The organism is Shewanella sp. cp20, assembly GCF_000832025.1.
GTDB lineage: Bacteria > Pseudomonadota > Gammaproteobacteria > Enterobacterales > Shewanellaceae > Shewanella.
Genome location: NZ_JPII01000009.1, coordinates 265,633 through 289,601, shown reverse-complemented (window position 1 = coordinate 289,601; position 23,969 = coordinate 265,633). Strand labels below are relative to the sequence as shown.

Sequence of the window (23,969 nt, the reverse complement as noted above, 5' to 3'; positions counted from 1 at the left end):
AAAAGTATTGCACTACCCAGTCCATTGTTTTACCCTCCCCGTCGCAACAAAACCATAAAAAACCTATAACAGATGTATTTACAAGGATGTTATATGAAACTAATTCAGTCGTTTAGTTTAGCTTGTCTCTGCCTAGTAAGTAGCCAAGTCGCGGCCGTAACTAAAGATCCCGCAGAGCTCTATAGTCGCTCAGCCGAATTTTCAAATGTAAAAATTTCACCTTACGGGGATTACCTCAGCGCCATCACTTCCCATGATGGCAAGCACATGTTGATGATTCTCAATGCTAAAACTAAAAAGGCTATTCACATAGTTCGCTTTCCAGATAATGCACAAGTCGGTTCCTATGAATGGGTTAACAAAGATCGCATCGTTCTCGCGAAGGAATATCTAAAAGGCTGGAGCGATCACCCCGTCTACTATGGTGAGCTCATGGCAGTCAACGCCGATGGCTCAAGACCCGTTTACCTGATAGGTTACAAAGGTGGTGGCCGCCAAACTGGCTCACGCATCAAGAAGAATACACCGATACAAGCCACGGCCTATATTCTCGATCCTATGCCTGAAGATGACCAACATATGCTGGTAAAGGCACTGCCTTGGGGCTCTGGTGGAAGCAATACTGCGGAAAACCTACAGCAAGTCTATCGTATCGACGTCTACTCGGGAGCTCGCAGAAAAGTAGCTACGGCGCCGATTTCCTATGCCAACTTTCTACCAGATCATGACGGTGATATCCGCTTTGTTAGCGGCACCCGAGACTATATCAACTCTCATCTGTACTATCGAAAAGACGGAGAGTGGGTCGACACAGAAAAGCTAAATCTAAACCTAAATGACATTAGCCCTATCGCCTTTGGAAACGACGACAATAGCGTCTATGTGCTCGGCAGCGAGAACGGCCAACCTAAGGGGATCTATTTAGTCGATATCAATAGTGGTACTAAGCAGCTTATTAGCCAGGACAAGGTGGTCGATCCTAGCAATGTTTGGATCAACCGCGTCAACAAGCAGCTCTACGCCGTAGAATATGAAAATGGCTACCCGACCTATGAGTTTGTAGATAAAAGCGAAAAACTAGCCGCGACCCTTAAACAATTGATTGCAGCACTCCCAGGACATCAAGTTCATCTCGTCAGCCAGACCAATAACACGGGAAAACTTGTCATCAAGGCCTTCAACGACAGAAATCCTGGCGATTATTATATTTTCGATACTAAGAGCAAAAAACTCGAATATTTAGCATCACAGAAGAAGTGGCTAGATCCCGATAAGATGGCCGAGATGAAGCCAATCAGTTTCACTGCCAGAGACGGTAAAGTGATCAACGGTTACCTGACATTGCCCTACGGCAAAGAGGCCAAGAACCTTCCGCTAGTCGTCAACCCTCACGGCGGTCCACATGGTCCAAGAGATTGGTGGGGCTTTGACGACCAAAACCAGCTAATAGCCAGTCAAGGTGCGGCCGTGCTGCAGGTCAACTTTCGCGGTTCAGGCGGTTACGGCTCAGCATTTGAGCATGCTGGCCACCAGAAATGGGGCACGGAGATCCAGTACGATATTATCGATGCCACCAAATACGTCATCGAACAAGGCATAGTGGACAAAGAGCGAATCTGTATTGTCGGCGGCAGCTTTGGTGGATACTCTGCGCTACAAAGTCCTATTCTGGCACCGGATCTCTTTAAATGTGCTATCGGCTTCGCCGGTGTCTATGATCTCGAGTTGATGTTCAACGAAGGGGATGTACAAGGGCGCCGCGCGGGTGAGCGTTATCTGAAACAGGTACTGGGCGAGAACGACGCCATGCTGACACAGATGTCACCTAGCAAGAACGTCGACAAACTCAAAGTAAACTTGCTGTTGGTGCATGGCGGTGAAGATGAGCGAGCGCCAATCGAACAGCTCGAAGCGCTGGAAGAAGGGCTCAAGAAACACAACTACCCTTATCAGAAACTGGTCATGGACGATGAAGGCCATGGCTTCTACAACGATGAGCATAGGGCGAAATACTATCGTCAGATGATGAGCTTCCTTAAAGACAATCTGAAGCTGTAACCCCCTAAAAAATCCCAAAAGCCGATTGTCTCAATCGGCTTTTTTATTAATCCCCTAGTAATTCTGGGTATAAATTACCCGCAATTCAGGTTATCCTCCCTGACCCGCCGCCCTATGTTTAGTGGCGCCGGACAGGCTATAATGAATATCTTAAAGGTTAATTTGTTAAAAACATTAGTAAATTAACCTTACTGAATAGACCACTATCTGATGGTGGAGGACACGATGGCATTGAGTGAAGCAGCACAGCAGGTGCAAACCGCATTATTAGAGCGTGGTCTCGAAACGCCTATGGTTCCATGCGGACTGAGCAGCGAGGCGCGCAAAGAGAAGATTGAGCACCATATGCGCGAGATCTTAACCTTGATGTCACTGGATCTACGCGACGATAGCCTGGTGGAGACGCCTAAGCGCATCGCCAAGATGTATGTCGATGAGATCTTCTCGGGCCTGGACTATGAAAACTTCCCTAAGATCACCGTCATCGAGAACAAGATGGGCTTCGATGAGATGGTCAAGGTCAACGACATCAGCCTTACCAGCACCTGTGAACACCACCTGGTGACCATAGACGGCGTGGCTACCGTGGCCTACCTGCCGCGTAAAAACATCATAGGCCTGTCTAAGATCAACCGTATCGTACGTTTCTTTGCCCAGCGTCCCCAGGTGCAGGAGCGACTAACCCAACAGGTTCTGGTGGCACTGCAGACTCTGCTCGAGACCAAAGATGTGGCGGTGAAGATGGATGCGGTGCACTACTGTGTTAAGTCTCGCGGCGTAATGGACTCTACCAGCACCACGACCACCACGGCTCTGGGCGGTATCTTTAAGTCTAACCCAGCCACCCGCGCCGAGTTTCTCAGCAATTAATATCTATTGCTTGTAACTTACTTGTCGCAATAAAAAACGCTGCCTCTGCAGCGTTTTTTTGTTTCTCAACAATTGATACCAATTAGATACCGTATTGGTCGCGATAAGCGCTCACCGCTGCCAACTGCGCTTCCATGCCCGGTTTTTCCGACAGGTAGTTGATCAGATCTTCCAGCTTAATGATAGAAACTATGCGACAACCAAAATCACGCTCGACTTCCTGAATCGCCGACAGCTCACCCTTGCCCTTCTCTTGTCTGTCTAGCGCGATCAACACGCCCGCCAGCTCGGCATTATGGGCCTCGATGATCTCCATCGATTCGCGAATCGCCGTGCCAGCGGTGATCACATCGTCCACCAGCATCACGCGGCCTTTAAGCTCGCTACCCACCAGGCTGCCGCCCTCACCATGATCCTTCTTCTCCTTACGGTTAAAGCAGTAAGGCATATCGATATCATGGTGATCGCACAGCGCCACGGCTGTGGTCGTCGCAATAGGGATCCCCTTGTAGGCAGGGCCAAACAGCAGATCATATTCGATACCCGAATCCACCAGCGCCGCCGCATAGAAGCGACCCAGACGCGCCAGATCGCGCCCGGTATTAAACAGGCCGGCATTAAAGAAGTAAGGGCTAGTGCGGCCTGACTTTAACGTAAATTCGCCGAAACGTAATACCTGACGCTCAAGGGCAAACTCAATAAACTCACGTTGATAGGCTTTCACAATCTCTCCTTTTTAAAATGTAGGGGTACGCTCAATTCGATTTAAAAAAAGGACCCCGTAGGGTCCTAATTAACAAAATAATAATTAACTTAATGCCGCCTTCTGCACATCGACGATCTCACGAATGCCATGCTTGGCCAGATCCAGCAGACTCAGCAGCTCTTCATGGCTAAAGGGTTCGCCCTCGGCGGTGCCCTGGATCTCGATGATCTTACCTGTCTCTGTCATCACCACGTTCATATCGGTTTCGGCGGCGCTGTCTTCGATATACTCGAGATCGCAGATAGGCTCGCCCTTGTAGATACCCACGCTAACAGCGGCAATCAAAAACTTAAGGGGGTTGGTCTTAATCAAGCCCTTTCCACGCGCCCAGTTCAGCGCATCCACCAACGCCACACAGGCGCCGGTAATCGCCGCGGTGCGAGTACCGCCATCGGCCTGAATAACGTCACAATCGATCACGATAGTGTTTTCGCCAAGGGCCTTCATATCTACCGCGGCGCGTAGGGCACGACCGATAAGACGCTGGATCTCCTGGGTACGACCAGACTGCTTACCACGGGCAGCCTCACGATCCATACGGCTGTGAGTCGAACGTGGCAGCATGCCATATTCGGCGGTTACCCAACCCTGGCCCTGGCCCTTAAGGAAACGCGGCACCCCTTCGGTGAAGCTGGCGGTACACAATACCTTGGTCTCGCCAAATTCGATTAATACAGAACCTTCTGCATGGGCTGTGAACTGTCGCGTAATGGTTACCGGACGAGATTGAGCTGGGGTTCTGTCACTTGGGCGCATTGGCATTTCCTGTTTGAAATAGAGATAAGCAGATTTGGCTGCATATTATAGGGGCTTGCGCGCTTCGATGCCATGTTAATCATGACCCAAAGCGTAAAGCGGGGAGAGTTTGCTTTAATCCCACACCTCATCAGACTATAATCCAAGGTCACTGAATCGATTTAAACTATTGGAATTACCCATGATCCAAAGCATGACAGCCTACGCCCGCATCGAGCATAAAGCACAATGGGGCAGCGCCTCCTGGGAGATCCGCTCGGTCAATCAGCGTTACCTGGAAACCTATCTGCGTCTTCCCGAGCAACTGCGCAGCCTGGAGCCCGTCCTCAGAGACCGTCTGCGTAAACGTTTAAATCGCGGCAAGATTGAGGTCAACCTGCGCTACGATCTTGGCGAAGATAAAAACAGCGAGCTGCAACTTAATCAGGCGCTCGCCAGCCAGATCATCCAGGCGGCCAACTGGGTCAAGCAGGAAGCTGGTCAGGGCGAGCTCAACATTGTCGACGTGCTGCGCTGGCCTGGAGTCATGTCCGGCAGCGAGCAGGACATGGATGCCATAGGCAAAGAGCTACTCACCGCCTTCGACAGCGCAGTCGATCAGTTCATCGAGGCCCGTGGCCGTGAGGGGGAAGCGATCAAGGCAATGCTGGAAACCCGCCTGCAGGCGATCGAGGAACAAGTAGCCATCGTTCGCGAGCACATGCCGACCGTGATGCAATGGCAGCGCGACAAGCTCACCAATCGTTTAGCCGAGATTCAGGGCGAACTGGATCCCGCCCGTCTGGAGCAGGAGATGGTACTGCTGGCCCAAAAGATGGACGTCGCCGAAGAGATGGACAGACTCGACGCCCACGTCGCCGAGACCCGCCGCATCCTCAAGAAAGGCGGCGCCCAGGGCCGACGACTCGACTTCATGATGCAGGAGTTCAACCGCGAGTCCAACACCCTGGCCTCTAAGTCCATCAGCTCAGAAGTCACCGCAGCCGCGGTCGAATTGAAAGTACTTATCGAGCAGATGCGAGAGCAGATCCAGAACGTGGAGTAATCACCTCGCACTTAGCAAAAAGCCTCAACTCTGAGGCTTTTTTGTATCTGAATAAACTCATATGCGATATATCTCGAGCGGCTCAACTAAGCTGCTTTCTGGCATCTGGATAAATAATCTCGACGAGTGTCATGGCTGTCTCATGCAGCGCCATTGGCATTAAGCAGGCTTCAAAGGTGACGCCTGGCGTGGTAAAAGATACCTTCCCGATGGGGGGCGACATTCAGCCGGCGTTCATGCCGACTGACCTATAACCAAACGCCAAACCATAAGTAACATCGTAAAATTGGAGACCTCATGTCACAACGGAGTAAATGGCCACAGTTACTAGTGATTGTTATCGCCTTGGCCCTGCTGATCCCCGGACTCAGCCTGCCTATGCTGAGCCTGGACGGCCAGGCGGAAAAATCCAAGTTTGCCCAGACCAGCATAGAGCTGATGACGGAAGACAGCGAAGTGCGCGGCCTGCTGGGATCCGTATCGGCCTTCCTCGGCTTTAACGAACTTGAGGGCCAGGTGGAGATCTATCGCAAACACCGCAGTATCCTGGGGACGGTAGAAGACCTGATGCAGAGCGGTAACCTGCTGGTCGGCATCTTGATCGCCACCTTCTCGGTGATAGTGCCGACCCTCAAGCTGCTGGCGCAGGCCGTGCTGGTTTTCGCGCGTGGCAACACGGCAGCCACGCTGATACGGCTTATCAACGCCATAGGCAAATGGAGCATGGCCGATGTGTTTGTGGTCGCCATCATCGTCAGTTACTTAGCCGGTAATGCCAAAGGGCAGATGGGTGAACTGATAGTGATGCACGCCAAATTGGAGATCGGTTTCTGGTTTTTCACCGGTTACTGCCTGTTCGCCATCGCCTCCAATATGCTGATGACGAGGCCTAAACAGACTGCCGCTTAACGCTGTACTTCTCAGCTTCCGCTTCCCTCCCGATACAGGCTCCGATTGATTAAGATAGGTGTTGTAATAGGTGTTGAGACAGAAGTTAAGTTGAGATAGTAGTTAAGTTGAGATAGAAATTAAGATAGTTGTTGAGATAGCAATCGAGATAAAAAAGCCCCATCTGCGGTATCGAGCAAGACGGGGCTTTTTCATCGTTAGCCGTGCAGACTAGACCCTTAATCCCCACATATCGAAGGTCTCCTGACAGAGCTGCTCCCTGAAGTCGGGATGAGCGATATCAATAAGCGCCCGGGCTCGCTCTCTAAGCGACTTGCCGCGCAGGTTAGCGGCGCCATATTCTGTGACTATGTAGTGCACATGGGCACGGGTGGTGACCACACCGGCTCCGGGAGATAGTACCGAGGCGATTCTCGACACCTTGCCGCCCGCCGCCGTGCTGGGCAGGGCTATTACCGAGCGGCCACCTTCGGAAAGCCCGGCGCCGCGGATAAAGTCCATCTGGCCACCGACCCCGGAATAGATGCGGGTACCGAGCGAGTCGGCGCAGATCTGCCCCGAGATATCCACCTGCAGGGCCGAGTTAATCGCCATCACATTAGGATTCTTGCGAATGATCGAGGTGTCATTGACCTGCTCGATATCCATAAAGACCACAGAGGGATTGTCGTCGACATAGTCATACAATCGCTGACTGCCAAGGGCGAACCCGGTTACCAACTTACCCGGATGCACCTTCTTGCGGCTGTTGTTAATCACCCCCTGTTCAACCAGATTCAGTACGCCATCGGAAAACAGCTCGGTATGCACCCCAAGGTCTTTATGGTCCGTGAGGCAGGAGAGCACGGCATCGGGTATGGCACCAATCCCCATCTGCAGGCAATCGCCATCTCGTACCAGCTCGGCAACATGTCTGCCGATGGCCAGGCTGGTCTCGTCGCTGGCCGCCAGCGGATGTTGCGGCAACGGCGTACTCTGCTCGAACACGGCAGCAAACTTGTCGTAATGGATGAAGCCATCACCGTGGGTACGCGGCATTTGTGGGTTGATATGGGCGATGATCTTACCCGCCACCTGACAGGCCGCTAGCGTGGCCTCTACCGAGATCCCCAACGAGCATATGCCGTGCTTATCCGGCGGCGACACCTGAACAATGGCGGTATCTATGGGCTGCTCGCCCGAGCGGAACAACTTAGGCACCTCGGACAAGAAGATAGGCACATAGTCGGCATCCCCCTGCTGCAACAGCAGACGAGTCGGCAGGCCACCGAAGAAACAGCGATGGCGCAGATGGCCTTTGAGGCGCGGATCGCTGAGGGACTCGGCACACTCGGTATGCAGCTGTAGTAGCGTTAGATCTTGGCGGGTCAGCGCATGCTCTGCCAAGGCATCGAGCAACAACTTGGGGGTCGCGCCCATTGAGTGGGTCCAGAGGGTTTCACCGCTCTCGATCAGGGAAACGGCTTCTCGCGCAGTATTACAGATAATGGGTGGCATCTATCTCACCTATAGTCGGAAAACTGAGTGCAGTGTACGAACTAACTTAAGGATTTGACAGCGGTTATCAAGGTCAATTAGCGGTTCATTGATCTCAAGCAAGCTCTCACGATCACCCCCTTCACCTTTCAGCATCAATGTTTGATGAGGCGCAATAAACTATCAAGTGCACATGCTCACCAATTAATAATAAACAAACACCAAAAATTTAAAATAACAAGACACCAACTAACTTTTAGCCATGAAATTATTATGAAAAGATATGAAAAATTAAGAATCAATATTAAAACTTAAGAAAGATTAAAAACAAAAATCGAAACAATATGAATAAACAAAAATAAACTTACATAACAATTAACCAAAAAACATATTTAGAACAGATTATCAATTACAAGAAAACACAAGAAACAAAGTTTCACCACAGACAGGTCGGAAATATAAACCGTTAACAATCAGAGACATACAAACGCAAAGCTGATTAAAAAATTAAATTAACACAAGTTAAAAAAGCTTTTATGCATAAAAGCATCACGTCACGATAAGACACATTTTAAAATAATGATCACAATTATAAAAATACCTCTTTAGTAATAACTTCCAAGGGCTTTAATTCCCTCATAGAATTTAATTAAAAGATATTTAACAAACGCCACACCAATTATAAATAATTAACCATTAAGGCCAAGATGATGAGTAGATATATTATCGCTGGGTTGATCGTTGGGATATTAAGTTTATCTCACTTCCCCTTGTCGACTCAGGCAAGCCCCTGGAACAAACTCTCAGCACAACAATTGGAACAGCAGCTGACAGAGAAATTTGCACAGGGTAGCTATTCCAAGAAAGGTGCTGACACCTGCCTGATGTGCCATAAAAAAAATGACAAAGTCATGGCATTCTTCACCGGCACACACGCTAACCCCAACACCTCTCAATCGCCAATGGCTGGCCTACAATGCGAGGCTTGTCATGGCCCGCTAGGCAAGCATAACCAAGGCGGTAAAGAACCTATGATCGCCTTTGGCAAGCAGAGCAAACTATCGGCTCAAAGCCAAAACAGCGTCTGCCTGGGTTGCCATAACGACACTAAAAAATTGGCGTGGCACAACAGCAGCCATAATCTCGACGAGATAACCTGCAGCAACTGCCATCAAATTCACACTGCCAAAGATCCTATGCAGGATCGCATGAGCGTCAATGACAGCTGTGCAAGCTGCCACTCACAGCAAGGTGCAGACATGCACAAGCGCTCATCACATCCACTAAAATGGGATCAGATGACCTGCATCGATTGCCATAACCCACATGGCACTCTGAATGACAGCGCACTAAAGCACACCACAGTGAACGACACCTGCTATAGCTGTCACGCAGAAAAACGTGGACCTGTACTGTGGGAGCACGCCCCCGTTACCGAAAACTGCGGAAACTGCCATAACCCCCATGGCAGCGTAAATGAAGCCATGTTGACCCAAAGACCACCTCAACTGTGTCAGCAATGCCACATGGACGATGGCCATGCCAGTCGTGCCGTTCAACAAGGTGGCAGCGATGCCTTTGGCGGTGGCAAAAGCTGTCTTAATTGCCACAGCCAAATCCATGGTTCCAATCATCCCGCCGGCAGCAAACTGCAGCGCTAATTAGGGGGTCACTCACATGAACTGTAAATTAAACCTTATCACCATATCACTGCTGGCCATGTCAGGCAGTATGACAGGCTCAGCATTTGCCGCTGACTTTGGGGTAAACAAGGCCAACACCAGCCTGGTCAACCAACAGATGTTTCAGTGTAAGCGTTGCCCTCAAGTCGACGGTTACACAGGTACTGTTAGGGTCAATGCTGCCTATATCGACAGTGACGATATTCACGCTGGCAATGCATTTTCAACCGATAAAGACGGTGCCAATGCCAGTATTGATGCCGACCTCAACTATCAAAATGCAACAGGCTATAAAGCCCGGTTTCAGGCACACCGTCTGGGACTGGATAATGGTTTCGCCCACCTTGAAGCAGGCAAGCCAGATCAATATGAGTTAGTCGCCGATTTTCAGCAGCTTACTCACTACCAGTCTGATAATGCTCGTAGCCAGCTGTGGTACCAAGACGGCATGCTCACCCCCAGTGAATACACGCAGACCCAAACCCTCTCTTTGCAGCGAAACCAAGCAGGCCTAGGCTTGAACTTTGGGCGAGGCTTTTATCAGGCATATGTTCAATATGAGCATGAAAATAAGACAGGTTACCAAAGCGCCAGCATGGTGACGCCGCGGCCGGTCAATTTCGGTCTCCCTGTCGATGCCGACACAGATAACCTCAACGCGGGCTTGTCGTTATCAGGTAATAACTGGACAACCAACCTCAATTACTTTGTCAGTCACTACAACAACGCTATCGACAACTTAAGCCTGCCCTACCTTTATGACGTCTATGCAGCATCGCCTGACAATGAGGCGCAGCAACTTAATCTGTCGGGCCAATATCTGCTGGGCCGAACCGTGGTGAGTGCTCGCCTGGCGACGGGAAAAATGACTCAGAATGATGACTTAATTCAGATGTCTGGCAACCCGTTGCAACGCTGGGATGGTGAAATCGCCACCTTAGATGGCAAGCTTTCAGTTACCTCGCTATTGAGCAGCAAACTCAGAGTGGGCGCCAGTATCGACTACGCCAAGCGGGATAACAAAGGCTCGGTATGGGAGTTCCCACAATATAAAGTCAACGGACTAACCGGCGCATTTAAACAAAATGCTCCTTTAGACACCGAGCGTCGTGGCCTAAAACTCAACGCCGCTTACCGTTTCAATGGTAACTATCGCCTGCAAGCAGGCTATGACCGCAAAGAGATGGAACGCAGCCACAGCGAGCGGGAACAGACCCATGATGACACCCTTTGGACCAAGCTTAATGTTCGCGCCTTAGACAACCTTAAGATTAGGTTTAAAGCTAGCTTGGACAATCGCGGCGGCAGCGAATATCAAACCCAGGCGCTGACTTCATCGCAGACCAATCCGTTACTACGCAAATACTACCTTGCCGATAGGTCTCGCACCGCTTTTGAAACCCAGCTCAATCACAATCCAGCCTCATGGCTAAATCTAAACATAACTGGCCGTTATGCCTTCGACGATTACAAGAACACCCAGATCGGCCTTACCGAATCGGAAGATTATGGCTACGACATCAACCTGAGCCTGCAGATGAACCCATCGTTATCTGGCTATGCCTTCGTCGGCCAACAATGGATTAGCAGCAAACAAAACGGCAGTCAGGCTTTCTCGACTGCCGATTGGCAAGCCGATATCGAAGATGAGTTCATCAACCTGGGCATGGGCTTTAACTATTCAGGCTTATTGCAAGACAAGCTCAGCATAGGCGGAGACTACCTGTTTGCAAACTCAGATAGCAACACCATGGTGACTCATGCTACCAGCATACCTCAGGGAGATTACTACGCGTTTAACCACAGCCTGAAGCTGCATGCCGACTACGTATTAACAGATGAGATGGCGCTGTCGCTGGCTTACCAGTATGAGCGCTACTACGACACCGATTACGCGCAAATTGATGTCGATACCGTTCCGGGACTGACTACCTTAGGCAACCTGAACCATAACTATAACGCGCACCAAGTGATGTTGTCGTTTAGCTACCAACTGCGTTAATGCAACCAGTGCTAATCATAACTGCAATGAGGATAAAATAATGGAACGCAGAAGTTTCTTAAAAATGAGTGCGGCACTCAGTTGTGCAGCAACAGTTTCAGGCTGTAACTCTGGCTCTAAAGAGGTCGAGGTCACCCCACCTAAACCGCCTGTTGCCAGCGAAAACCTTAACTGGTCAGCTTGCCTGGTTAACTGTGGTTCAAACTGCCCGGTCAAGGTCTACTCTCAGGATGGCGTGATCACCCGCGTCGAATCTGAATTTACCACCACAGACAAATATGGTGACCATGACGTACGTGCCTGCTTGCGCGGCCGCTCACTAAGAAAACGCGTCTACGCCCCCGATCGCCTCAAATATCCAATGAAACGCGTTGGCCCACGTGGCAGTGGTCAGTTCGAACGTATCAGCTGGGATGAGGCACTGGATATCGTGGCGGAAAGACTACAAGGCACCATAGATCAATATGGTAACGAGTCGATTCACTTTACCTATAATTCTGGCGCCCGCTACCATTTCTCGGGCAAGCAATGCCTTTACCGCTTGATGAATCTCAAAGGTGGCTACCTCAACGCTTACGGCGACTACAGTTGGTCACAAATTTATGAGGCAGCGGGACAAACCTATGGTTCTGCCGGCCCTGGTTGGCAAGGCAGTAGTGTGTCAGAGATGCAGAACTCGGATCTGGTGCTGATGGTGGGGTATAACCCCTCAGAGATCCGCATGAGTGGTTCGGGTGAAGCCTACGACTTCTTGATGCAGAAGAAGAAAAACAACTTTAAAACCATCCTAATCGATCCCCGTTATACAGACTCGGCTGTGGGTAAAGAAGATCAATGGATACCGATTCGCCCCGGCACTGACGCCGCGCTATTTGAAGCACTGGCCTTTGAATGGATCACCACCAATAAGGTTAACCAGGCCTTCCTCGACAAGTACTGTGTCGGCTACGACGAAAATAGCATGCCAGACGGTATCGGCTATGAAGAAAGCTACAAAGCTTATATTCTCGACAACGCCACAGTTGGCGATCTTACCCCTGGTATTAAGGCGAAAACCCCTGAGTGGGCGGCATCGATCACAGGGATCGAAGCCCATGTGATCAAAGAACTCGCCCGCAAGTTAGCCGCAGCACGCGCGCCCTTTATCCAAATTGCCGCATCACTCAACCGTCAGGCGGCTGGTGAAAACAACACTCGCGCCGGCTACATGCTCCCTATCTTACTCGGCCAGCTAGGCCTACCTGGGACCAACTGTGGCGGCCTGTGTAAAGGCTCATTCTTGCATGCCCCCTTCATGCCTACTGGGTCAAACCCGGTCAAAAAAGCCATCTCTTTCTTTACCTTCACTCAAGCCATTGAAGACGGTAAAAACATGACGGTACTGGCCGATGGCGTACAAGGGGTAGACCTGGATGAAAACGGCGATGGAAAACTCGGTACAGACATCAAAGCGATCATCAACTATGGCGGTAACGCGCTGATTAACCAGCACTCTGAAGTCCGTAAAACCGAGAAGCTATTGCAGGATGAATCCAAGTGCGAATTCATTCTTGTAGTCGACAACTGGATGACACCGAGTGCCAAGTTTGCCGATATTCTCCTGCCCGATGTGACCTGGCTAGAATCGGAAGACCTTATCTACCAAAGCTATGCCGCCGGTGACACAGCCACCTTAGTGCAGATGAGTAGTGGCGTCGACCCCATGTTCGAAAGCCGTCCAATCTATGAGGTCTGTGTCGATCTCGCCAAGCGCATGGGGGTCGAAGCAGAATTTACCGAAGGCAAGAGCCGTAAAGACTGGCTAGATCAATTCTATGCCGAGTCTCAAGCCGCAACACCTGGCCTGCCAAGCAAGGAGGTCATGCTCAAGCAGGGCATCTATCGTAAATACCTGCCAAACGGCAGCTATATCGTGCTTGAAGATTTCCGTAAAGACCCTGAAGCCAACCCACTTGGCACGCCATCGGGCAAGATTGAGATCTACTCTTCACGTTTGGCCGAAAAAGCCCGTACCTGGAAGCTAAAGGAAGGCGATGTCATCTCCGCCCTACCTAAGTACGTCCCCACCTGGGAAGGCTATGAAGATGCTGAAACGAAAAAGAAATATCCACTACAGCTAACCGGTTACCACACCAAGGGCCGTGCCCATTCTAGCTACCATAACGTGCCCTGGCTGCGTGAAGTGGTACAGGATGCAATCTGGATGAATCCACTGGATGCCAATCAGCGCGGTTTAAAAACCGGCGACAGGGTTCATGTGTTCAATGATCGCGGCACCATCGAAGTCGAAGTCAAAGTGACTCCTCGCATCATGGTCGGTGTCACAGCATTGGGTCAGGGCGCCTGGTTCCAAGGCGGCGGTGACGTCGATAAGGGCGGCTGCCTCAACGTACTCACGACGCAGCGGACTACCCCAATAACCAAAGGTAACCCGCAACACACCAACCTGGTTGAAATCCGTAAGGCTTGATAGGAGTTAACAATGAACAACAATATCCAATACGGCTTTCATGTCGACGCGAGTAAATGCACTGGTTGTAAGACCTGTCAGGTCGCCTGTAAAGACCGCAAAGATCTGCCTGTTGGCATTAACTGGCGCCGCGTCTATGAGTATGGCGGTGGCCAATGGACAGAAAACGGTGATGGTACTGTCACCCAAAATGTATTCGCCTATTACATGTCTATCGGCTGCAACCATTGCTCTGAACCTGTGTGCGTTAAGGCCTGCCCTACCGGCGCCATGCATAAGCGACGCGAAGATGGTTTAGTACATGTAGCCACAGATCTCTGTATCGGTTGTGAAAGCTGTGCCAGAGCATGCCCTTACGACGCACCTCAGATAGATAAAGACCGTAAGGTAATGACTAAGTGTGACGGTTGCTTTGAGCGCTTGGCCGAGGGTAAGCAACCATCATGCGTCGAATCATGCCCTATGCGAGCCATCGACTTTGGGCCAATGGAACAGTTGAAGGCGAAATATCCTGGCGCTATCTCGCCAGATGTCGCACCTCTGCCAGAAAGCAGTATCACGACGCCCAACCTGCTGATCACACCTAACCGTCACTCTCGCCCAAGCGGCGCAACCGATGGCGAAGTGCTGAACTACTCAGAAGTGTAAGATTGATCGGGTGCCAATCAATGTGACTGGCACCCTTTTTCAGTCTCACTCAACGACTCTTCCTGACGATTGAGGTTAAGATGCAACTCCTTAACAAACAAGAGATTCATGAATTCCAGGGTATTGCCCGAATTCTCCACCATGCGCTGTTCTATGACCCCAGCCCAGCCTTTATCCAAGACCTGATCGATCATCGGGTGATTCAGAGCTGGCCCAACTTCACTTGCTCTGATTTGGAGAACCGGGGAAAAACCTTGCTATCGGACTATCTGACTCAGTGGGCACCGACACAACATCAGGCGCTCAAACTGGACTATGGCCAGCTATTTTATGGCCCGGGTGAACCCAGCGCCGCACCTTGGGGATCTGTTTATCTTAGCGAAAGACAGCTGCTCAATGACCAGTCTACTATGGCGCTTAAGTCCTTTTATCAAGAGCAAGGGATTGGCTTCAACCTAGATAACAATCAACCTGTCGATCATATCGGTCTCTTCTTTGCTGTGCTGGATCAGTTGCTGAGTCAATGGGCCCAGGCGGAAGAAAATGAAATCATTAAACACAACTGCTTTCTCTTATTGCAACAACACCTGTTGCCCTGGTCAGGTCGCTGCTTGACCCTGATGCAACAACATGCCCGAACCGATTTCTATCTTGGTATTGCCCTACTGAGCCAAGCCTACCTGGATGGATTGTGCCAGCGCTTACAACTTATCCCAATTTCGGCGCGGCTATACCGCTAGTTTCAACCTCACATAAAGGGCATTGTAATGGCGTTACTCAAGGCTATAGGCAGGCAATGGCAGCAAGGTAAACTTGCCGAAAAAATCGAGCAACAACTCATGGGCGATCCCGAGGTGCTGGCACTGTTTGTCGGTGCCACAAGCGTAACGACTGTAGCCAACCTCATCACAGCCCTTGGATACAAAGAGGTCTACCTTCGCCACAAGACGGAAATACCCGATACCTTGCTGTTAACCCTCTTGTCTGACTGCTTTCGGCTTCTGGTGGCAAAGCAATTAGCCCACGATGAACTGAATCAGGCTGAGGCCTTAATCATGCAGATCACCAAAGTATGGGCGAATAAGCCCTTATCCCCCTCAATGACTGCAGACGAGACTCGTCACTATCAAACACTGCAACAAGGTTTACTCAGACTCGCGGCTCATTTAGATACCGTCCACGCACAGCGAAAGCAACGTAGTAGAAACATGTGAAGCAATCTAAGAAACATGGACGGTACGTTGACCCGATTTATCATAGATAAGTGCACAACTTTGCTTGCTGTGCCAGCAGGCTCTGATACAAGGAGAATTGGTTAGCCGCTCGCTCAAGATTATGATTTTCGTGGTGAATATGAAAATACACATCGCCATTGAGGTGATCGGTTAGGAAACGCACCCCAATCATCAGGCAGATCACCCTGGCGCCTAGCCACAGGCTCTGGCGCTCGATATCACTCATCACCTCGCCCAGCTCGCTGAGATACCCCTGGCAGATGGCGGCAAAGATGGTCTCGCGTACCTCGACCTTAGCCAGGTTGGTCGAGTCTTCGGCCTCTGGCGAGGTAAAGGTGCGCACCATGTCACCGAAGTCATACATCAGGTGTCCCTGCATGCAGGTATCAAGATCGATTATCGCCATGCTGCTCATGTCGCGCTTATCGAACAGCATGTTATTGATCTTAGTGTCGTTGTGACAGACACGTAGTGGCAGCTTGGTCTCTATTTCACTAAGTTCACTCAGCAGATCATCCTGGGACAGAGCAAAGTCCACCCAAGCCTGACAGGCTTTAAGACGCCCCATGCTGTCTTGGGTAACGGCCTGCTGCAGCTGGGCAATTCGCCCGGGCAGGTGATGAAAATTCGGGATAACATCTTCAAGTTGGCTGGCATCGAGATCGCTTAAAGCGCGAGAGAAATGGCCAAAGGCCTTGGCCGCCGACTCGGCCTGGGCCGCATCCTCCACCACCTCTATGCTGTGGCTATAAGGCAGATAGGTAATGGCGCGCCAGAAACCCTGCTCGCTCAATTCCAGCGCCAGCTCACCCTGTGAGTCTGTCACCGGCTGCACCACATTGAGGCGATACTCGCCTGCCTCGTGTTTCGATTGTAGGTGCTGCGCCACCTTCTGGGCGTTGCGCACCAGGGCGTGAGGCTGAGTAAAGACTTCCGTGTTGAGACGCTGCAGCACAAATTCACCCTCTGGCCAGCGCACTAGAAATGTATCATTGATATGACCGTTCCCAAGGGGACTCACTTTGGCCGAAGCGGTTACGCCAAAGCGCGGCAGCACCTGCTGCCTTATAAAATCAATCACCCAGTAACTCCATTAATTTTTGTTTTACCCAATCAATATCTTGCTGATAGGTCACACCTAACCAGGTATCCAAGGTTTGACTCACGAATACCTGTTTAGCATTCGCCTCAATGCTTAAGGCGGCTTGTACCACGGCGGGAAGGTAACATTCGCTGTTCGGTGCCAGCCCAAGCTGAGCGACAAAATCCGCCAATGCCTCCCCCAGGAGATCGAAAATATCCGGGGTAAATCCCCAACAGGTCATCGAGGCCATCGCCTCGGGCGCCAGTTGGCCCAGCCTTCCCTGATGCGAGCCCACCAGATTATCACCTTGCCAGGCAATATTCAGCCATTCTTCAACAGAAATCAGTAGATTATCCTGAGTCACGCAGATGCCGCGATTCACGCCGCCATGATCTGACAATGTCTCTTTGAGGGGATAGGCCACCATTCGCCATTTATCAGGCCGCTGCTGAAAACCTTGGGCCAGCAGTGCAAAGGCCTGATCGCCATAGTAATCGTCGGCATTAATCACCGCCATGGGGCCAGAGACAAGCTTGCGGGCACTCCACAGCGCATGGGCCGTGCCCCAAGGTTTACTACGGGCATTTATCAGCTCGGCAAGCTTATCGCCCTGTACGGTCTCGCGGCAGGACTCAGGCAAGTCTGTCATCTGCTGCACACAGAACTGCAGCGCAAAATCACCAGGTAGATCGGCAAGGCGCGCCTCAAGGCTCGGGATAAGTTCGGAGCGGGTCACTATCACCGCCGCCGAGAAACCCGCCTTGATCGCGCTGGCGATGGAGAGCTGTAACATGGTCTCGCCCTTTGGCCCTAACTCGGCGAGCTGCTTATCGCCGCCGAAACGGCTCCCCAGACCGGCCGCCATGATCACTAGGGTAAGCGGGGCTTCCCCCTGCGCCTGAGAATCAGGCTCGACTAACTTCATCTATATGTAAACCATCTGTGGTGACCACAATCACCGCTAAATAGGAAATCCTGGCATCTGCCTGCCAATGCCCAAAATTATTTGACTAGAGATAGGGCCTGAAGGCCGGCTCTTTGGCCAGCGCCGCCTGACTCCCCTTGAGGCTAAACTCGTAGCCGCATAGGGTCAGGCTACCGCGCATGGCGATATCATTGATGATGGCGGGTGTATCTAAGGGAGAGAAGCGCGCCTGAGTCGAGGTATCGGCCAGCAGGCTAACCGTCATCGGCCGATAGCTCACGCCATTATTAAAGGTCAGGTTTTGACAGCTGCTGTCTCCTTCGGCGCTGGCGAGTGACCATAGCGTCCCAGGTTCTCCCCGCTCCCCCAGCCAGCTGAGCATCAATACCCTGCCCTCGAGTTGTACCTTAAAGCCATCCGGCATGGCCACCTGCTTGATCGCTGCAGCAGGCGCCTGGGCTATCGGCGCCTCGGGTTCAGCCTCACTCGCCACCTGCTCTGTGGCCTCATCGCCACCAAGCCAAAACAGGCTGCCGAGCAAGAGCGATAGACAGCCAAACCCTAACAGGGCGCCACGAGGATGACGCTTGATGGCGGTAAAGCTCAAGCCAAACAGCTTAGTCAGCTGCGCCCCGAGTGAGTGCATCCCCTGAGACAGCTTGTCGTGAGCCTGATAGTCTACCTGGGCTTCATCTGTATAATGGTACGTTCGCGGTTCAGGAGCCCGCTCGAACGCTGGCTCATCCCCTCGCGCCACTTCTTGGCTCTGCTCGGCAGCATGAGCATCTGCACCATGGGCATCTACAACATGGACATCTGCAACATGAGCATAGGCCGGTGAACCTCCCGCCAGGGTCGGCTCAACCCGGGCGCGGCGAGGCGCACTCGCCATCAGCGGGCCGCTATAGCCCAGACTATCGAAGGGAGCGGATGCCTTAGGCTGCGGGCGAGAGACGATATAACCCGTCGCCAACAGACTCAGCATGACGGCTATCCAACTGGGCCAAGCCTGCTCGGCAAAGACCTGACTCGCGGCCAGCAGCAGGGGGCCGGGGATCACAGCCAATGCCTGCAAGCGCTGGGAAGGTATCAGACGCCTGGCCGCACTCAGTACCGTGGCGGCAATCAGCGGCAAGGCCAACAACAGCAGTATGCCATGGCCGGCAAGCAACAAGGAGAAGAGGGAGATGAGGCAGAGTGAGGCGCCACTGATGACAAGAAAACGCAGGCTGGTATCTGTGCCCTGGCGACAGAAAAAGGTATTTAACAACATAAAAAATCTCACTTCACGGCTATCTCAGCAGAGAGTCTACTGGATCTCGCCCTGGATGACGCTTAATTTTGGTTAATTTTCTTATCTCGCCTAAGCCAGCTGTGATGATTCGCCCCCCATGCACCTACTCGGCTAACGCCCATGCGGCCACGCGGCGAGGGACTAAGATTAACTAGCCTAAATTTACCTCAAGCCTGTATAATGTCTGGCTACCTAAAACCATACAGCCTTTGGATAGCAAATACATGACCGCTCGCGGAAACCTCTTTATCATTTCAGCGCCCAGTGGCGCCGGCAAGTCTTCACTTCTTAGCGCCATTTTGCAGGATAAACCCGCCGATATGAAGGTCTCTGTGTCACACACGACACGCCAACCCAGAGTCGGCGAAGTCGACGGCGAGCACTACCATTTCGTCTCGGTCGACGAGTTCAAGGCATTGATCGAAGAGAATGCCTTCTTCGAATGGGCCGAGGTATTCGGTAACTATTATGGTACCTCTAAGGCGGCCATCGAGGTGATGCTGGAAAAGGGCATAGATGTCTTTCTCGACATCGACTGGCAGGGGGCACAGCAAGTTAAAGAGATGATGCCCGAGGCGATTGGCGTATTCATCCTGCCGCCTTCGAAGGCCGAGCTTGAGCGTCGTCTTACGGGACGCGGCCAGGACAGCGCCGAGGTTATTGCCGGACGCATGGCCCAGGCGACGTCGGAGATCTCCCACTACGACGAATACGACTTCATCATTGTGAACGATGATTTCGAACAGGCACAGGTGGATTTAAAGGCAATTATTCGCAGCCAACGCCTCACTCGTGCTAGTCAAATTCATGCTCAAAATGATATGCTTAATGATCTGTTGGCAGACTAACTGTCATCGTGTACAATTTTGCGTCATTTTTTCACCCATAAACACTGGAGTTTCAATACATGGCTCGCGTAACTGTAGAAGACGCCGTAAACCAAATCGGCAACCGTTTTGATATGATCCTGGTTGCAGCGCGTCGTGCTCGCCAAATCGCTGTGCAGGGCAAAGACCCTATGGTTGAAGAAGAGAACGACAAGCCAACGGTTATCGCCCTGCGCGAAATCGAACTTGGCCTGGTTACCGCCGACACACTGGACGCCGATGAGCGTCAGACCGTCCGCGAACGTGAAGCAGCCGAGATTGCTGCCGTTGCCGCCATCGCCGAAGGCCGCAACACTATCTAAGGAGTGAAGCCACTTGTATCTGTTTGAAGGTCTCAAGGAGTCTGCGTCAAGTTACTTAGAAGCTACGCAGGTAGAATTACTCAAGCAGGCCTATCAGGTAGCGCGCGATGCTCATGAAGGGCAGATGCGCACGAGTGGCGAACCCTATATTACCCATCCGGTTGCGGTTGCCCGCATCCTGGCCGATATGCGTCTCGACCACGAGACGCTCATGGCTGCCCTGCTGCACGACACCATAGAAGATACCCCTGTCACCAAAGAAGAGCTTTCCGAGCTGTTTGGTGAGTCGGTGGGCGAGCTGGTAGAGGGCGTCTCCAAGCTAGACAAGCTTAAGTTCAGAGACAAGAAAGAGGCGCAGGCGGAAAACTTCCGCAAGATGATGATGGCCATGACCCAGGATATCCGGGTGATCCTCATCAAGCTGGCCGACCGCACCCATAACATGCGCACCCTAGGCGCCCTGCGTCCCGACAAGCGTCGTCGCATCGCCCGGGAAACCCTGGAAATTTACGCCCCCATCGCCAACCGTCTGGGTATTCACAATATCAAGACTGAGCTGGAAGATCTGGGCTTTCAGGCCTATTACCCCATGCGCTACCGGGTGCTCAAAGAGGTAGTCAAGTCTGCCCGCGGCAACCGTAAAGAGCTGATCCAGAATATCGAAGGCGCCATCAAGACACGTCTCGAGGACACTGGTCTTCAGGGCACGGTCAAGGGCCGCGAGAAAAACCTCTATTCCATCTACAACAAGATGCGCAACAAGGAACTCCAGTTCCAAGAGGTAATGGATATCTACGCGTTTCGGGTGATCGTCGACTCCATCGACACCTGTTATCGCGTCATGGGTGCCATGCACGGCCTGTATAAGCCACGTCCCGGCCGCTTCAAAGATTATATCGCTATCCCCAAGGCAAACGGCTATCAGTCGCTGCATACCTCACTATTTGGGCCTCACGGCGTGCCGGTAGAGATCCAGATACGTACCGAGGATATGGATCAGATGGCCGACAAGGGGGTCGCGGCGCACTGGCTCTACAAGGGGGCCGGTTCTGCGCAGCAAGGCACCACAACCCAGGTTCGTGCCCGTAAATGGATGCAGAGCCTGCTTGAGCTACAACAGAGCGCCAGCACCTCCTTCGAATTCGTCGAGAACTTTAAGACCGAGCTGTTCCCCGAAGAGATCTATGTCTTCACCCCCGAGGGACGCATTCTCGAGCTGCCGGTGGGCGCCACCGCGGTGGACTTCGCCTACGAGGTGCATACCGACGTGGGCAACACCTGTGTCGGCGCGCGGGTCAACCGCCAAGCCTATCCGCTGAGCCAGCCGCTCATCTCAGGCCAGACTATCGAGATCATCACCGCCAAGGGCGCACGGCCCAATGCCGCCTGGCTCAACTTTGTGGTGACGGGTAAGGCACGCGCCAAGATCCGCCAGCTGCTCAAGAGCCTCAAAGAAGATGATGCCGTACTCCTCGGCAAACGACTGCTCAACCATGCCCTGGGCGACATCAAGCTCAAGGATATCCCTCAGGAGCAGATCGACAAGGTGGTCAGCGAAACCAAGCACAGCACCTTAGATTCCCTGCTGGCCGACATCGGCCTTGGCAATGCCATGAGCATAGTGATTGCCCAGCGTCTCAAGGGCGATCGCGTCGAGCAGCACGAACATAAAGAATCCAACATGATGCCGATCCGCGGCGCCGAAGGCATGCTGGTCTCCTTCGCCAACTGTTGTCGCCCCATCCCAGGCGATGCGGTAATTGCCCACGTGAGCCCGGGTAAGGGCCTGGTGGTGCATATGGAGAGCTGCGCCAACATCCGCGGCTATCAGGGCGAGCCTGACAAGTATATTCCTGTGCACTGGGACAACGCCGAGGGCGTCGAATTCCAGGCTAACCTGCGGATCGAGATCGTCAACCATCAGGGCGCTTTGGCCAAGATCACCTCTATCGTGGCGGCCGAGGGCTCGAACATTCATAACCTGAGCACAGAAGAGCGTGACGGCCGGGTATTCTTGATTAACTTACGGATCTCGGTCACCGACCGGGTCCACTTAGCCAACGTGATGCGCCGTATCAGGGTACTGCCGGAAGTGCTGCGCACCTCGCGTAATCGTTAGTTCCACCACTATTAACCTAAGTAGAGAGAGCGTTATGGCAGAGAAGATTATCATTGCAACCGACAAGGCCCCGCAGGCGATCGGCACCTATTCTCAAGCTGTTAAAGTGGGCAGCACAGTCTATCTGTCTGGCCAGATCCCGCTGAATCCTGAGACCATGCAGATGGTCAGCGACGAGTTTGAAGCCCAGGTGGTGCAGGTGTTCGACAACCTGACAGCCGTATGTGAAGCCGCCGGTGGTAGCCTGAAGGATATCGTTAAGCTGAACATCTTCATGACAGATCTGGCTAACTTCGCCACGGTCAATGAGATCATGGGTCGCTACTTCGAGCAGCCATACCCTGCCCGCGCCGCCATCGGCGTTAAGCAGCTGCCGAAAGACTCACTGGTCGAGATGGACGGCGTGATGGAGCTGTAATGTAAGCTCAACCTCCATATCAGAGGGCGCTGCGGCGCCCTTGTTATTTTTTGCTACTTGATTGACATACCATGAGCCCAGAACGCTTCAAACGCATCAACCAGATGCTGGACAACCGCCAGACCGACCTCACTCTCTGTCTCGACAAGGTACATAAGACCAACAATATCGCCGCGGTGATCCGTACCGCCGATGCCGTCGGCATACATCAAATCCATGCCGTCTGGCCCGATATCGAGATGCGTGTGTCGGGAAATACCGCCTCGGGCAGTCAGCAATGGGTCAAGACCATCAAGCATTACCATATGGATGAAGCTGCGGCCCAGTTCAAGGCGGCGGGCATGCAGATTCTAGCCACCAACTTCTCGGAAAATGCCGTCGATTTTCGCGACATCGACTACACCAAGCCGACTGTGGTGATCATGGGTAACGAACGCGACGGCGTCAGCAAAGCAGGCCTGGCCATTGCCGACCAGGAGATCATCATCCCCATGATAGGCATGGTACAGTCGCTCAATGTGTCTGTGGCCTCGGCTCTGGTGATGTATGAGGCTCAGCGTCAACGTGCCCAGGCGGGAATGTATGGCACACGCACCTTAGATGATGCCTACTGCCAGACCATGTTGTTCGAGCAGGGCCACCCTGTGTACGCCAAGGCCTGTCGACGCAAGAAGATCCCCTATCCCGCCATCGACGACCAGGGGCAGATCGTCGCCGACGAGACCTGGTGGCAGCGAATGCGTGCCCCGGATCCCGACGCCGAGCCAGAAACCTAAGCTCGCTACGCGAGATAAGCCAAAAATCGGCCTCCTGCGACACAGTTCCAGCACTCGCCTAACAGACCATTCCTCCTAAGACTATGACAATTGGCCTTTTATTCCGGTAAAACAATTGTCATAGATCACATTCTTCGCCATACTCAAAGACGCGCATAAAAAGTGGCCAGGCGCTCTCATCACAGACAATAGGCCCACTCAATAATGGGGGTTGTTGAGTCTCGCTCCGCCGCAGGCCGGGCGAACC

General features: G+C 52.2%; 22 protein-coding genes. 16 read left to right on the top strand and 6 right to left on the bottom strand.

The window, feature by feature from the left end; all coding sequences use genetic code 11:
- The first annotated feature begins 93 nt into the window (after window positions 1-93).
- A complete protein-coding gene (locus DB48_RS03620; RefSeq protein ID WP_041508951.1) occupies window positions 94-2,058 on the top strand; it encodes an alpha/beta hydrolase family protein in 1,965 nt (654 codons plus the stop codon).
- 225 nt (window positions 2,059-2,283) lie between these two features.
- On the top strand, window positions 2,284-2,928 hold the full coding sequence (gene folE, locus DB48_RS03615) for a GTP cyclohydrolase I FolE (protein ID WP_041508989.1): 645 nt from the start codon (window positions 2,284-2,286) through the stop codon (window positions 2,926-2,928).
- An 82-nt stretch (window positions 2,929-3,010) separates the two neighbouring features.
- Here folE and pyrE read toward each other — a convergent pair whose 3' ends face one another.
- Both pyrE and rph read right to left on the bottom strand, forming a co-directional pair.
- Window positions 3,011-3,652 carry an orotate phosphoribosyltransferase gene (gene pyrE / locus DB48_RS03610; RefSeq protein WP_041508950.1) on the bottom strand — a complete coding sequence of 214 codons (642 nt, stop codon included), beginning with the start codon at window positions 3,650-3,652 and terminating at the stop codon, window positions 3,011-3,013.
- 84 nt (window positions 3,653-3,736) lie between these two features.
- Window positions 3,737-4,450 carry a ribonuclease PH gene (gene rph, locus DB48_RS03605; RefSeq protein ID WP_033539356.1) on the bottom strand — a complete coding sequence of 238 codons (714 nt, stop codon included), beginning with the start codon at window positions 4,448-4,450 and terminating at the stop codon, window positions 3,737-3,739.
- A gap of 181 nt (window positions 4,451-4,631) precedes the next feature.
- On the opposite strand from rph, the gene DB48_RS03600 reads away from it, so the two are divergent.
- The 3 genes from DB48_RS03600 to DB48_RS03595 all read left to right on the top strand — a co-directional run bounded on the left by DB48_RS03600 (window position 4,632) and on the right by DB48_RS03595 (window position 6,404).
- On the top strand, window positions 4,632-5,495 hold the full coding sequence (locus DB48_RS03600) for a YicC/YloC family endoribonuclease (protein ID WP_041508949.1): 864 nt from the start codon (window positions 4,632-4,634) through the stop codon (window positions 5,493-5,495).
- A gap of 131 nt (window positions 5,496-5,626) precedes the next feature.
- The gene (locus DB48_RS20485) at window positions 5,627-5,749 is read left to right on the top strand and encodes a hypothetical protein (protein WP_268747949.1); all 123 of its coding nucleotides are present in this window, start codon (window positions 5,627-5,629) and stop codon (window positions 5,747-5,749) included.
- A gap of 43 nt (window positions 5,750-5,792) precedes the next feature.
- Window positions 5,793-6,404: a paraquat-inducible protein A gene (locus tag DB48_RS03595; RefSeq protein ID WP_041508948.1), complete on the top strand. Its 612-nt coding sequence runs from the start codon at window positions 5,793-5,795 to the stop codon at window positions 6,402-6,404.
- A 210-nt stretch (window positions 6,405-6,614) separates the two neighbouring features.
- Here DB48_RS03595 and DB48_RS03590 read toward each other — a convergent pair whose 3' ends face one another.
- Complete coding sequence (locus DB48_RS03590) at window positions 6,615-7,901, bottom strand: acetyl-CoA hydrolase/transferase family protein (protein WP_041508947.1); 1,287 nt, start codon at window positions 7,899-7,901, stop codon at window positions 6,615-6,617.
- A 686-nt stretch (window positions 7,902-8,587) separates the two neighbouring features.
- Here DB48_RS03590 and DB48_RS03585 point away from each other — a divergent pair.
- The 6 genes from DB48_RS03585 (at window position 8,588) to DB48_RS03560 (ending at window position 15,896) form a co-directional block, all read left to right on the top strand.
- Window positions 8,588-9,541 carry a DmsE family decaheme c-type cytochrome gene (locus tag DB48_RS03585; RefSeq protein WP_041508946.1) on the top strand — a complete coding sequence of 318 codons (954 nt, stop codon included), beginning with the start codon at window positions 8,588-8,590 and terminating at the stop codon, window positions 9,539-9,541.
- A 16-nt stretch (window positions 9,542-9,557) separates the two neighbouring features.
- Window positions 9,558-11,564 carry an MtrB/PioB family decaheme-associated outer membrane protein gene (locus DB48_RS03580; RefSeq protein ID WP_041508945.1) on the top strand — a complete coding sequence of 669 codons (2,007 nt, stop codon included), beginning with the start codon at window positions 9,558-9,560 and terminating at the stop codon, window positions 11,562-11,564.
- 40 nt (window positions 11,565-11,604) lie between these two features.
- Window positions 11,605-14,034, top strand: coding sequence for a DMSO/selenate family reductase complex A subunit (locus DB48_RS03575; protein ID WP_041508944.1), 2,430 nt, complete (start codon window positions 11,605-11,607; stop codon window positions 14,032-14,034).
- A 12-nt stretch (window positions 14,035-14,046) separates the two neighbouring features.
- A complete protein-coding gene (locus tag DB48_RS03570; protein WP_041508943.1) occupies window positions 14,047-14,682 on the top strand; it encodes a DMSO/selenate family reductase complex B subunit in 636 nt (211 codons plus the stop codon).
- Between the two features lie 80 nt (window positions 14,683-14,762).
- A complete protein-coding gene (locus tag DB48_RS03565; protein ID WP_041508942.1) occupies window positions 14,763-15,422 on the top strand; it encodes a TorD/DmsD family molecular chaperone in 660 nt (219 codons plus the stop codon).
- A 27-nt stretch (window positions 15,423-15,449) separates the two neighbouring features.
- Window positions 15,450-15,896: a hypothetical protein gene (locus DB48_RS03560; protein ID WP_041508941.1), complete on the top strand. Its 447-nt coding sequence runs from the start codon at window positions 15,450-15,452 to the stop codon at window positions 15,894-15,896.
- 40 nt (window positions 15,897-15,936) lie between these two features.
- Here the strand turns inward: DB48_RS03560 and DB48_RS03555 are convergent, their stop codons facing one another.
- From DB48_RS03555 to DB48_RS19630, 3 genes are all read right to left on the bottom strand, one after another.
- Complete coding sequence (locus DB48_RS03555; RefSeq protein WP_041508940.1) at window positions 15,937-16,998, bottom strand: phosphotransferase enzyme family protein; 1,062 nt, start codon at window positions 16,996-16,998, stop codon at window positions 15,937-15,939.
- Window positions 16,991-17,926 (bottom strand): NTP transferase domain-containing protein, encoded by a 936-nt coding sequence (locus tag DB48_RS03550; RefSeq protein ID WP_052813641.1) that lies wholly within the window; start codon window positions 17,924-17,926, stop codon window positions 16,991-16,993. The genes DB48_RS03555 and DB48_RS03550 overlap by 8 nt, the downstream gene beginning before the upstream one ends.
- Before the next feature lie 85 nt (window positions 17,927-18,011).
- Window positions 18,012-19,199 carry a hypothetical protein gene (locus DB48_RS19630; RefSeq protein WP_052813640.1) on the bottom strand — a complete coding sequence of 396 codons (1,188 nt, stop codon included), beginning with the start codon at window positions 19,197-19,199 and terminating at the stop codon, window positions 18,012-18,014.
- Window positions 19,200-19,444: 245 nt separating this feature from the next.
- Between DB48_RS19630 and gmk the strand changes: the two genes are divergently transcribed.
- The 5 genes from gmk (at window position 19,445) to trmH (ending at window position 23,722) form a co-directional block, all read left to right on the top strand.
- Window positions 19,445-20,068 carry a guanylate kinase gene (gmk, locus tag DB48_RS03540; RefSeq protein ID WP_041508939.1) on the top strand — a complete coding sequence of 208 codons (624 nt, stop codon included), beginning with the start codon at window positions 19,445-19,447 and terminating at the stop codon, window positions 20,066-20,068.
- A 59-nt stretch (window positions 20,069-20,127) separates the two neighbouring features.
- On the top strand, window positions 20,128-20,409 hold the full coding sequence (rpoZ, locus tag DB48_RS03535; RefSeq protein ID WP_011867293.1) for a DNA-directed RNA polymerase subunit omega: 282 nt from the start codon (window positions 20,128-20,130) through the stop codon (window positions 20,407-20,409).
- A gap of 13 nt (window positions 20,410-20,422) precedes the next feature.
- Entirely contained in the window at window positions 20,423-22,528 is a 2,106-nt protein-coding gene (gene spoT / locus DB48_RS03530) for a bifunctional GTP diphosphokinase/guanosine-3',5'-bis pyrophosphate 3'-pyrophosphohydrolase (RefSeq protein ID WP_041508938.1), read from the top strand.
- A 34-nt stretch (window positions 22,529-22,562) separates the two neighbouring features.
- Entirely contained in the window at window positions 22,563-22,946 is a 384-nt protein-coding gene (locus tag DB48_RS03525) for a RidA family protein (RefSeq protein ID WP_011867295.1), read from the top strand.
- Between the two features lie 71 nt (window positions 22,947-23,017).
- The gene (gene trmH / locus DB48_RS03520) at window positions 23,018-23,722 is read left to right on the top strand and encodes a tRNA (guanosine(18)-2'-O)-methyltransferase TrmH (protein WP_041508937.1); all 705 of its coding nucleotides are present in this window, start codon (window positions 23,018-23,020) and stop codon (window positions 23,720-23,722) included.
- Window positions 23,723-23,969: the final 247 nt, after the last annotated feature.

Coding starts and splice junctions, on each gene's coding strand:
- DB48_RS03620 (WP_041508951.1), top strand. CDS start 94: ATGAAACTAATTCAGTCGTTTAGTTTAGCTTGTCTCTGCCTAGTAAGT.
- folE (WP_041508989.1), top strand. CDS start 2,284: ATGGCATTGAGTGAAGCAGCACAGCAGGTGCAAACCGCATTATTAGAG.
- rph (WP_033539356.1), bottom strand. CDS start 4,450: ATGCGCCCAAGTGACAGAACCCCAGCTCAATCTCGTCCGGTAACCATT.
- DB48_RS03600 (WP_041508949.1), top strand. CDS start 4,632: ATGATCCAAAGCATGACAGCCTACGCCCGCATCGAGCATAAAGCACAA.
- DB48_RS20485 (WP_268747949.1), top strand. CDS start 5,627: ATGGCTGTCTCATGCAGCGCCATTGGCATTAAGCAGGCTTCAAAGGTG.
- DB48_RS03595 (WP_041508948.1), top strand. CDS start 5,793: ATGTCACAACGGAGTAAATGGCCACAGTTACTAGTGATTGTTATCGCC.
- DB48_RS03590 (WP_041508947.1), bottom strand. CDS start 7,901: ATGCCACCCATTATCTGTAATACTGCGCGAGAAGCCGTTTCCCTGATC.
- DB48_RS03585 (WP_041508946.1), top strand. CDS start 8,588: ATGATGAGTAGATATATTATCGCTGGGTTGATCGTTGGGATATTAAGT.
- DB48_RS03580 (WP_041508945.1), top strand. CDS start 9,558: ATGAACTGTAAATTAAACCTTATCACCATATCACTGCTGGCCATGTCA.
- DB48_RS03575 (WP_041508944.1), top strand. CDS start 11,605: ATGGAACGCAGAAGTTTCTTAAAAATGAGTGCGGCACTCAGTTGTGCA.
- DB48_RS03570 (WP_041508943.1), top strand. CDS start 14,047: ATGAACAACAATATCCAATACGGCTTTCATGTCGACGCGAGTAAATGC.
- DB48_RS03565 (WP_041508942.1), top strand. CDS start 14,763: ATGCAACTCCTTAACAAACAAGAGATTCATGAATTCCAGGGTATTGCC.
- DB48_RS03560 (WP_041508941.1), top strand. CDS start 15,450: ATGGCGTTACTCAAGGCTATAGGCAGGCAATGGCAGCAAGGTAAACTT.
- DB48_RS03550 (WP_052813641.1), bottom strand. CDS start 17,926: ATGAAGTTAGTCGAGCCTGATTCTCAGGCGCAGGGGGAAGCCCCGCTT.
- DB48_RS19630 (WP_052813640.1), bottom strand. CDS start 19,199: ATGTTGTTAAATACCTTTTTCTGTCGCCAGGGCACAGATACCAGCCTG.
- gmk (WP_041508939.1), top strand. CDS start 19,445: ATGACCGCTCGCGGAAACCTCTTTATCATTTCAGCGCCCAGTGGCGCC.
- rpoZ (WP_011867293.1), top strand. CDS start 20,128: ATGGCTCGCGTAACTGTAGAAGACGCCGTAAACCAAATCGGCAACCGT.
- DB48_RS03525 (WP_011867295.1), top strand. CDS start 22,563: ATGGCAGAGAAGATTATCATTGCAACCGACAAGGCCCCGCAGGCGATC.
- trmH (WP_041508937.1), top strand. CDS start 23,018: ATGAGCCCAGAACGCTTCAAACGCATCAACCAGATGCTGGACAACCGC.